The organism is Protofrankia sp. Cj3, from assembly GCF_917627355.1.
Taxonomy (GTDB): domain Bacteria; phylum Actinomycetota; class Actinomycetes; order Frankiales; family Frankiaceae; genus Protofrankia.
The window spans coordinates 5,062-12,750 of sequence record NZ_CAKJTR010000025.1 but is presented as its reverse complement, the minus strand read 5'-3'; the positions used below and the strand labels follow the sequence as shown (position 1 = coordinate 12,750).

Genomic DNA, 7,689 nt, shown 5'->3' with positions numbered 1-7,689 from the left:
CCGCTATCGACCGTCCTGTCCACGGCCGCTCCCGTCCCGTCCCGTCTGCCTACCGGGAACGGGCGTCGTCCAGCAGCGCCCACAGCCACCCTGGCCCGGCTGTGGCCGCGCCGATGGCCTTGACCCGGCCGCGAAGCTCCCGGTCACCGGTGACGACGAGAACCGGACCAGCCTGTTGACGGACCTGGTCGACCACGGCGTCGTCCCCCGAGCCAGCCGCGTGGACAACCAGCAGCCGGGGGATGGCTGGGTCAGGACCCGCCGGAACCCCGTCGCGGGCCATGCCTTCGAGAACGAGGACGACCTGGGCGGGTGGATCGTGGCGGCGTGTCCCCGGGTGGTTCGTGGCGGGGCCGCCCGCCGCTTGCGATGCGGACGTGTGCGGGAGGAGTACGGACGGCCAGAGCTCGGATAGGCGTTGGTGGAGGCGTAACGCGGCGCCCGCGCGGTCGCGCCACCATCCGTCCGGGCGTGCTCCTATCACATTTGCGGCATCGACGATCCATGTCCGCTCATCCATCGTGCTCCTCGCTCTCGACGCTCTACCAGACCGTGAATCGGATGAGCGCATCAGCGGCCTGTTCGTGGTGTAAGACATTCGCCGGTGTGGATCCTTGATGGCGTTGCGTCGCGCTCACTCTGCCTTCCGGACCGTGACGTCCTTGTCTGCGCAGACCACCGGCGTTTCGGATCGGAAGTCGCGATTCGCCGACAACCCATGATCAAAATTTATCCTGACAGTGGCCTGCGCACCTTTGGGTTGACGTGACTCACGTCAACCCGAGGACTCTTGTGTGGTGTCGATGACGCCGCTGAGAGGATGTCTGTGGGCGATGCCAGTCGCGCGTGTCCGAACCAGCCGTTACAGTTCTTCCTGATGACGTGGTAATACTAGTCTCGAGAGTTCCTGGGTTCGCTGACCTGAAGGAGAGTGGCATGGCGCAGAAGACCATCGTGTCGTTGATTGACGATCTCGATGGACACGAGGCTGATGAGACTGTTCGGTTCGGACTGGACGGTGCTTCGTACGAGATCGATCTGTCCGAGAAGAACGCCACCAAGCTGCGTGAGTCGTTGGCTCCGTTCGTTGGGGCGGCGCGCCGGTCTGGCGGTCGGGCAACTGCCGCTCGGCGTGGCCCGCGGGGCGCTTCTTCTCGCCGTACCGGGGGTACAGACCGTACCGCCGATATTCGCGAGTGGGCGCGCGCCAACGGTTACACGGTCAGTGACCGCGGTCGTATCGCTTCGAACATCGTCGAAGCGTACGACAAGGCTCACTGAGTGGCTCTCGGTCGCATTCGTCCAGCTAGCCAAAGGGTGCGTGATCATAGCTCTATTTCGCGCGACCGGAGGCCGTAACGGACGCGGTGCGACCGAGCAGTGGCCCATGGAGCGGTGGGGTGCAGCCGCGGTGGTGCCGGCATATAGAGGTCAAACCTCTGGTTGGTACCACTTGCGTCCTATATGGGGGTATGTGGCAACCGCTGTTTCCTGGGCGACAGGTTGAGAAGCCGACATCCTGTCGCCCAGGTCATGTGTGGCTTAGGCGGTCTGATGCCTGGCCATCCAGTTTTCTACCGCTGTAGCGGTACGGGGAAGAGCCTCGGACAGGTTGCGACGGCCGTCGGCGGTGACGAGAATATCGTCCTCAATCCGGATCCCGATCCCTCGCAGCTCAGGGGGCACCGTAATGTCGTCGGGCTGGAAGTAGAGACCTGGCTCGACGGTCAGCACCATACCGGTTACGAGCGGGCCGTCGCGGTAGGTCTCGTCACGGGCCTGCGCGCAGTCATGGACGTCGAGTCCCAACATATGTGACGTTGAGTGCAGGGTATATCTGCGGTGTAGGCCTGCCTTCGGGGCTTGTGGGTCTTCGGCCAGCGACTCTTCAACGCTGACCGGAAGCAGCCCCCAGCCGTGTAGCGCCTCGGCTATCACCCGCATTGCCATCCGGTGGGGGTCGCCGAACTTTGCGCCCGGTCGCACCGCGTCGATTCCCGCCTGCTGGGCCCGCTGGACCACGTCGTACACCTGACGCTGCACGTCGCTGAAATGTCCGTCCACAGGAAGCGTGCGGGTGATGTCGGCGGTGTAAAGCGAGCGGGACTCCACGCCCATGTCCAGCAGGGCGAGGTCGCCGCGCCGCACCGGCCCGTCGTCGCGGGCCCAGTGCAAGATGGTTGCGTGGTGGCCACAGGCCACAATCGATCCGTACCCGACATCGTTGCCGTCGACCCTGGCCCGCCGCCAGAACGTGCCTTCCAACCACCGTTCGCCGTTGGGCAGTGTCGTCGCGTGGCCTATCTCACGTACGCATTCGCAAAAGCCGAGCACGGTCGCGGCGACCGCGTTCTCCAGCATCGAGATCTCGTGTTCGTCCTTGACCAGCCGGAGCTCGGAGAGGGTCTGCGCCAGTTCCAGGTCCCGGTCGGCCGGGTTGGACACGGCTGGCGTGGACCTGTTCGGCTCGCTGGGGGAGTAACGCAGGATCTGGCGGTCCACCGTGGCGTCCAGGCCCCGTACGACTCTGGTCCTCGCCGGGGACAGCCGCGCCAGCGCGTCCGTTAGCTCGCGCAGGGGCCGGCATTCGATCTCGATGGCTGCCGATCTCTCCCGTATGCCCGGCCGCGGGCCTACCCAGAGCTCGCCGTAACGCCGGTCGGCGTAGAAGGCCGGGGACGAGCGGTCCGACCGGTCCGCGACATACAGCACAGCTTCATGGTCGCCGGCCGAGCTCGGCTGGAGAATCACGACGGCGTCGGGCTCATGACAGCCGGTCAGCCAGAAGAAGTCGCTTCCCGGCCGGAACGGGTAATCCGTGTCATTCGCTCGTACGCGGAGTCCGCCGCTGGGTATCACCAGTGTTTCGGCTGGGAAACGTGTGCTCAGCAGAGCACGTCGCTTGGCCGTGTACGGCGCCGCTTCATCACGCGCTGGTGTGACCGTGGGTACCGGCGCCCATCCGCTGGCCATAAATCGACGGAAGGCGGCTGGTGGCTGCTGATCGTGGCTGGCCATCCCGTCCGGATCGGCGCTGTCTGCCTCGGCCGTCGCCGGGGATGACGTGGCGGCTGACGCGCTGTCAGAAACAAGCGTATCGCCGGGGGGTGGGCTTTGGCCGTCCGCGCTGGTTGGCAATGTGGATCTGTCCGGGGAAGGCGGGGTTCCGCCCGACTGCGTACTCATAGTTCCAACGGTAGGCTGCGGCGCTCAAGGCGGGTAGCGTCGCAGGAGTGCCTGTGCCACCGGGTCCCATGGATGGTCTTCTTGTCGTCGATCTCACTCGGGTATTGGCCGGGCCGTTTGCCACGTTGATGCTTGCCGATCTCGGCGCCCGGGTCATCAAGGTGGAACGGCCTGGCCACGGAGATGACTCCCGATCCTACGGTCCGTTCATGGACGATCGGTCGCTGTACTTCGCCCGGGTGAACCGTGGCAAACAGTCGGTCGCGCTCGATCTGAAGGATGCCGACGATCACGCGACGTTACTATCCATCATCGACCGGGCTGATGTGCTGGTCGAGAACTTCCGGCCCGGCGTGATGGACCGCCTCGGTCTCGGCTGGACCGCGTTGTCGCGGCGCAATCCTCAGCTGGTATATGTGAGCATCTCGGGCTTTGGGCAGACCGGGCCGTGGCGAAACCGCCCTGCCTACGACGCGGTCGTGCAGGCCGCTGCCGGCATTATGTCGATCACCGGTTCACCGGCCGGCGAACCGGTGAAGCCGGGGGTCCCGATCGCCGACCTCGCCGCCGGGCTGTACGCTTTCGGCGCCATCGGGGCGGCGTTGCACGGACGGAACACGACCGGCCGCGGCACCTACGTTGACATCGCTATGTTCGATGCCTCACTGTCGCTGCTCGAAGGTGCCGCGTTGTCCTATCTCGCTACCGGGACAACTCCACCACGTATAGGTAACGCACATTACTCGATCGCGCCGTTCGACACGTTTGCGTGTGCGGACCGCAGCATTGTGATCTGCGCCGCGAACGACGCCCTCTTCAGCCGGTTGTGCCAGGCGCTGGATCGCGCGGATCTCGCCGCCGATCGCCGCTTCGTCACCAACAGCGCCCGGTTGTCGGCGCTGGACTCGTTCAAACGCGAAGCGGAAGACACCCTGCGTACCCGGCCTGCTGCCGAATGGCTCGCGATTCTGCACGAGGCGGGCATCCCGTGCGGCCCTATCAACGATGTCGCCGAAGCCGTCTCCTCGGACCAGGCCGATTTTCGGCACATGGTGGTGGAAGCCGGTGGCCTGCCGTTACCCGGCAATCCGGTGAAAATGCCCGAGTGGCCGGAGCCGTCGACCCGGCCTCCCGCTCCCACACTCGATGCGGACGGCCCGGCCATCCGGGCCGAATTCAGCCGCGACCGATGATCGTGGGTGTCGTGAGCATGACACCTGGGCTGGGGAACGTTTCCGCGGCCGCGGAACGTCCACATGACTGGCGAAGGCGCCCCGGATGGTGGGGTGAGCGAGGGGGCGGGCTATGACGTGGCCTCCGGACGGGCAGGTCCAGCGCGCCGCGGGGTGGCCGGTTGGCGGTGGCGGGCAGCGGTCCGCGGGCGAGGAGGGTTCCGATGCCACCCCACCCACCCCGCCGCGACCACCGGCGTCCATCCCGCGCCGGCTGGTCACCGCCGCGGCGGGACTGCTCTCGCTGGTGCTCCTGCTCATATCCGGCGGCGGCTGGCTGGCGTTGCGGTACTACGACGGCAAGGTGACCCATGTCCCGGTGGTCTTCCCCGCCGCCGACCGGCGGCCGGCCGGCGCGGCTGGGGAAACCCAGAACATCCTCCTGGTGGGCTCGGACAGCCGCGCCGGGACAGCCGGTGAGTTCGGCGAGGTCGAGGGCCAGCGTTCGGATACGACGATCCTGGCTCATCTGGACGCCAACGGTTCCACCACGCTCGCCTCGTTCCCGCGGGATCTGTGGGTGACGATCCCCGCCTATACCGATAGCGCCGGGCACAAACACACCGCGGGCAGGTCGAAGCTCAATGCCGCATTCGCCCTGGGCGGACCGTCCCTGCTGATACGCACCATCGAGGAACTGACGAAAATACGTATAGATCATTATCTTCAGATCGACTTCGTCGGTTTCCAGCGGATGACCGACGCGCTCGGCGGGGTGACCGTGTGCGTACGGCCGCTGCCCAACGGGAGCAGGACCAATCTTGACGACAAGATGTCGGGGTGGCACGGCCACGTGGGCGACAACATGCTCAACGGCGAGCAGGCGCTGGCCTTCGTCCGGCAGCGCTACGGCCTGCCCGAAGCGGACCTCGACCGGATCCGCCGCCAGCAGCAGTTCATTGGAGTGATCTTTCGAGCGGCAACATCGACCAGCACGCTGGCCAACCCGGTCAGGCTGGCCTCGCTGATGGACGCGGTCACCTCGTCCATCAGCGTCGGTGACGACACATCGCTGGCGGACCTGGCGCCGCTCGCGGTCCGGCTGCGCGGCGTCGGTACCGGCGGCGTCCGCTTGGCGACCGTCCCAGCGTCACCCGGCCAGATCGGCGGCCAGTCGGTGCTGCTCACCGATCCCGGCAAACTCGCGTCGTTCGTGGCCGGTCTCAGCGGCGGCCAGCCGTCGGCATCCGTGCACGCGACCGTGTCAGGCACGGGCACGGGCGCGGGCGCGGGCGCGGCGCCGGTGAGCGCGGGCGCCGCGCCCGATACGGCAGCGGTCGTTCTGGCGGCCGCGACGATCCGGGCCGCGGCAACGCCCACGGCCGCCTCCAGAGCATCGGGTACCGCCACCCCCGCGCTGGTGCAACCGGCTGGTTCGTGTACCTACTGAACGCGGGCGCGCCGCCGGGACCGCCGCCGGAGGCGGGAACGTGGCATGGGGGCATCCGCGGCATCGGGCGCTGGCGGCTGCGATTCGGCGGGCACCAGCACGGATTTGGTCACCCCGTCGATGGCGGCGTTGAGCTCGGCGCCGAGCAGAACCGCGAGCGCGGTGATATAGAAGAAAAGAAGCGCCGCGACGGGCGCGGCTACCGAGCCGTAGATCAGTTCATGGCCGAACACGGTCTCCAGGTAGAGACGCAGCAGGTAGCTGCCGACGTTCCAGACCACCATGGCCAGCAGCGCTCCGGGCACCGCGCGCCGCCACGGCCGTCGGGACGGCAGCGCCAAGTGGTATAGGGACGTGAGCATCGCCAGCGAGAATATGGCGACGACAGGCCAGAACAGGATCTTCAGCAGCCATCCCACGGAGTGGTGGTGTTCCGCGTTGAGAATGCGGGAGAGCAGGCCCGGCCCGAGGACGAGCGCGGGGAGGAGGATCACCCCGCTGGTGACCTGCGCAAGGTAGAGGCGCAGCGCCAGCAGCCGGCTACGTACCGCTGAGCGTAGCTCGCGCTGTCCGTAAGCGATCGTGATGGTGTTGACGTAGGTGGCCATCGCGGACGATCCGGTCCACAGCGACAGCAGGAAACCGATGGAGATCACGTCCGGGCGCCCGTGCGTCAGGATCTCGTTGATGGTCGGGCGCACCACGTCGTCGACGACCGCGGGTGTCAGCAGGTCGTTCGCCGCGCTGAGCACGCTCTGCCGAACACTGTCGACGGCGTCGGCGCCAAGTACGTCCCCGATATAGCCGATCGTGCCGAGGATGGCCAGCAGCAGGGGGGGAAGGGACAGCAGCTGCCAGAAACCCGCCTCGGCCGCGAGACCGAGCACACGGTCGCGCCAGGCTCCCGCGACGGTCTGGTGGGCGAGTGTGAGAACACGCATGAACACCGGTTCGCGCGAGGCAGCCACTTGCGGCGTCTGGGCCGATGTTGACGAGTGGCTCAGCGAATGAGGAGGAGCCGGGTCAGCCGACGGGAACGGCGACGCATCAGCCACTGGGCCGGGTACCCGTGGCACCGCGGGCAACATTCGATCCGCCATCGGCACGCGCACCACGGTACGGCTCCAGGATGAGAGACACGCTCAGACCCGGCTGAAAGTGGTGACTGTGACCTTCTGATCGTGGCTCACCAATTCGGAGTTCCTGCCGGATCGGCGAAGCCGATCTGGCAGGCGGGGCCGAATACACAATATGGGGGAAGGTGGTTCAGGGCGAAATGGTCAACTTGTCGGTTTCATCATGGTATTCGGCAGCCACGGCTCGTAGCTTCGAGTCGTGGGACTTGGCGTGGTGCCGGCAGAACAGCAGTTCGCCGCCACCGGGAAGCACGACCCGCACATACGCCTGCGCGCCGCACCGGTCGCACCGGTCGAGGTTGGTCAGCGTCGGTTTGGTAGTGGTTCCAGTCACACCATCTTCAACAGTCTTCGTCGGGATTTGGTTCCACGCCGCCGGTGTGACGGTTCCCTCACAGAGCAACCCGGCGACCTGGCCGCCGGAGCCGCGGAACAGAGCCATGATCGCGTGCCCGCGGGGGCGCCGCTACGGGCGCCGGGCACCGAAGACGATGTCGTCCCAGGCCGGGACGGACTTACGGCCCCGGCGACCGCCGGCACCTCGCTCGGCCGCCCGCGCGGGCGCACCCTGGCGCCCGCGCGGTGGTTGCCCCGTGTCATCAGGTTCGGGCCCAGGCGCCGGTTCCGGCGTGGACGGTGGCTGCGGGGAGACGCCGGAGGCCAGCGGCACGGCGGTGACCGGTGGGACGGCAACCGCCAGTTCGGGTTCGGTGACTGCCGCCGCCGTAGGCGTCGGCGCGGGGCC

General features: G+C 67.1%; 7 protein-coding genes and 1 pseudogene. 3 read left to right on the top strand and 5 right to left on the bottom strand.

The window, feature by feature from the left end:
• Nucleotides 1-49 precede the first annotated feature (49 nt).
• Nucleotides 50-520, bottom strand: coding sequence for a hypothetical protein (locus MJ783_RS05565; RefSeq protein ID WP_239308845.1), 471 nt, complete (start codon nucleotides 518-520; stop codon nucleotides 50-52).
• A gap of 416 nt (nucleotides 521-936) precedes the next feature.
• Between MJ783_RS05565 and MJ783_RS05560 the strand changes: the two genes are divergently transcribed.
• Nucleotides 937-1,281, top strand: a complete 345-nt coding sequence (locus tag MJ783_RS05560; RefSeq protein WP_239308844.1) for an Lsr2 family protein — start codon at nucleotides 937-939, stop codon at nucleotides 1,279-1,281.
• Between the two features lie 261 nt (nucleotides 1,282-1,542).
• Here the strand turns inward: MJ783_RS05560 and MJ783_RS05555 are convergent, their stop codons facing one another.
• Nucleotides 1,543-3,018 (bottom strand): aminopeptidase P family protein, encoded by a 1,476-nt coding sequence (locus MJ783_RS05555; RefSeq protein ID WP_370651451.1) that lies wholly within the window; start codon nucleotides 3,016-3,018, stop codon nucleotides 1,543-1,545.
• Nucleotides 3,019-3,254: 236 nt separating this feature from the next.
• Between MJ783_RS05555 and MJ783_RS05550 the strand changes: the two genes are divergently transcribed.
• Together MJ783_RS05550 and MJ783_RS05545 are read left to right on the top strand one after the other, a co-directional pair.
• A complete protein-coding gene (locus tag MJ783_RS05550) occupies nucleotides 3,255-4,379 on the top strand; it encodes a CaiB/BaiF CoA transferase family protein (protein WP_370651452.1) in 1,125 nt (374 codons plus the stop codon).
• A 112-nt stretch (nucleotides 4,380-4,491) separates the two neighbouring features.
• On the top strand, nucleotides 4,492-5,808 hold the full coding sequence (locus MJ783_RS05545; protein ID WP_239308842.1) for an LCP family protein: 1,317 nt from the start codon (nucleotides 4,492-4,494) through the stop codon (nucleotides 5,806-5,808).
• Here MJ783_RS05545 and MJ783_RS05540 read toward each other — a convergent pair.
• The 3 genes and pseudogenes from MJ783_RS05540 to MJ783_RS05530 all read right to left on the bottom strand — a co-directional run.
• Nucleotides 5,802-6,749: a YihY/virulence factor BrkB family protein gene (locus tag MJ783_RS05540; protein WP_239308841.1), complete on the bottom strand. Its 948-nt coding sequence runs from the start codon at nucleotides 6,747-6,749 to the stop codon at nucleotides 5,802-5,804. The two genes, MJ783_RS05545 and MJ783_RS05540, sit on opposite strands and share 7 nt — an antisense overlap.
• Before the next feature lie 325 nt (nucleotides 6,750-7,074).
• Nucleotides 7,075-7,278, bottom strand: a complete 204-nt coding sequence (locus tag MJ783_RS05535; protein WP_131768226.1) for a hypothetical protein — start codon at nucleotides 7,276-7,278, stop codon at nucleotides 7,075-7,077.
• A gap of 132 nt (nucleotides 7,279-7,410) precedes the next feature.
• A pseudogene (locus tag MJ783_RS05530) lies at nucleotides 7,411-7,689 on the bottom strand (DNA polymerase III subunit gamma and tau); the annotation flags it as partial.

Excerpts from the sequence above, each read along its gene's own strand:
- MJ783_RS05550 (WP_370651452.1), top strand. The coding sequence starts at position 3,255 with ATGGATGGTCTTCTTGTCGTCGATCTCACTCGGGTATTGGCCGGGCCG.
- MJ783_RS05555 (WP_370651451.1), bottom strand. The coding sequence starts at position 3,018 with ATGGCCAGCCACGATCAGCAGCCACCAGCCGCCTTCCGTCGATTTATG.
- MJ783_RS05545 (WP_239308842.1), top strand. The coding sequence starts at position 4,492 with ATGACGTGGCCTCCGGACGGGCAGGTCCAGCGCGCCGCGGGGTGGCCG.
- MJ783_RS05540 (WP_239308841.1), bottom strand. The coding sequence starts at position 6,749 with ATGCGTGTTCTCACACTCGCCCACCAGACCGTCGCGGGAGCCTGGCGC.
- MJ783_RS05565 (WP_239308845.1), bottom strand. The coding sequence starts at position 520 with ATGGATGAGCGGACATGGATCGTCGATGCCGCAAATGTGATAGGAGCA.
- MJ783_RS05560 (WP_239308844.1), top strand. The coding sequence starts at position 937 with ATGGCGCAGAAGACCATCGTGTCGTTGATTGACGATCTCGATGGACAC.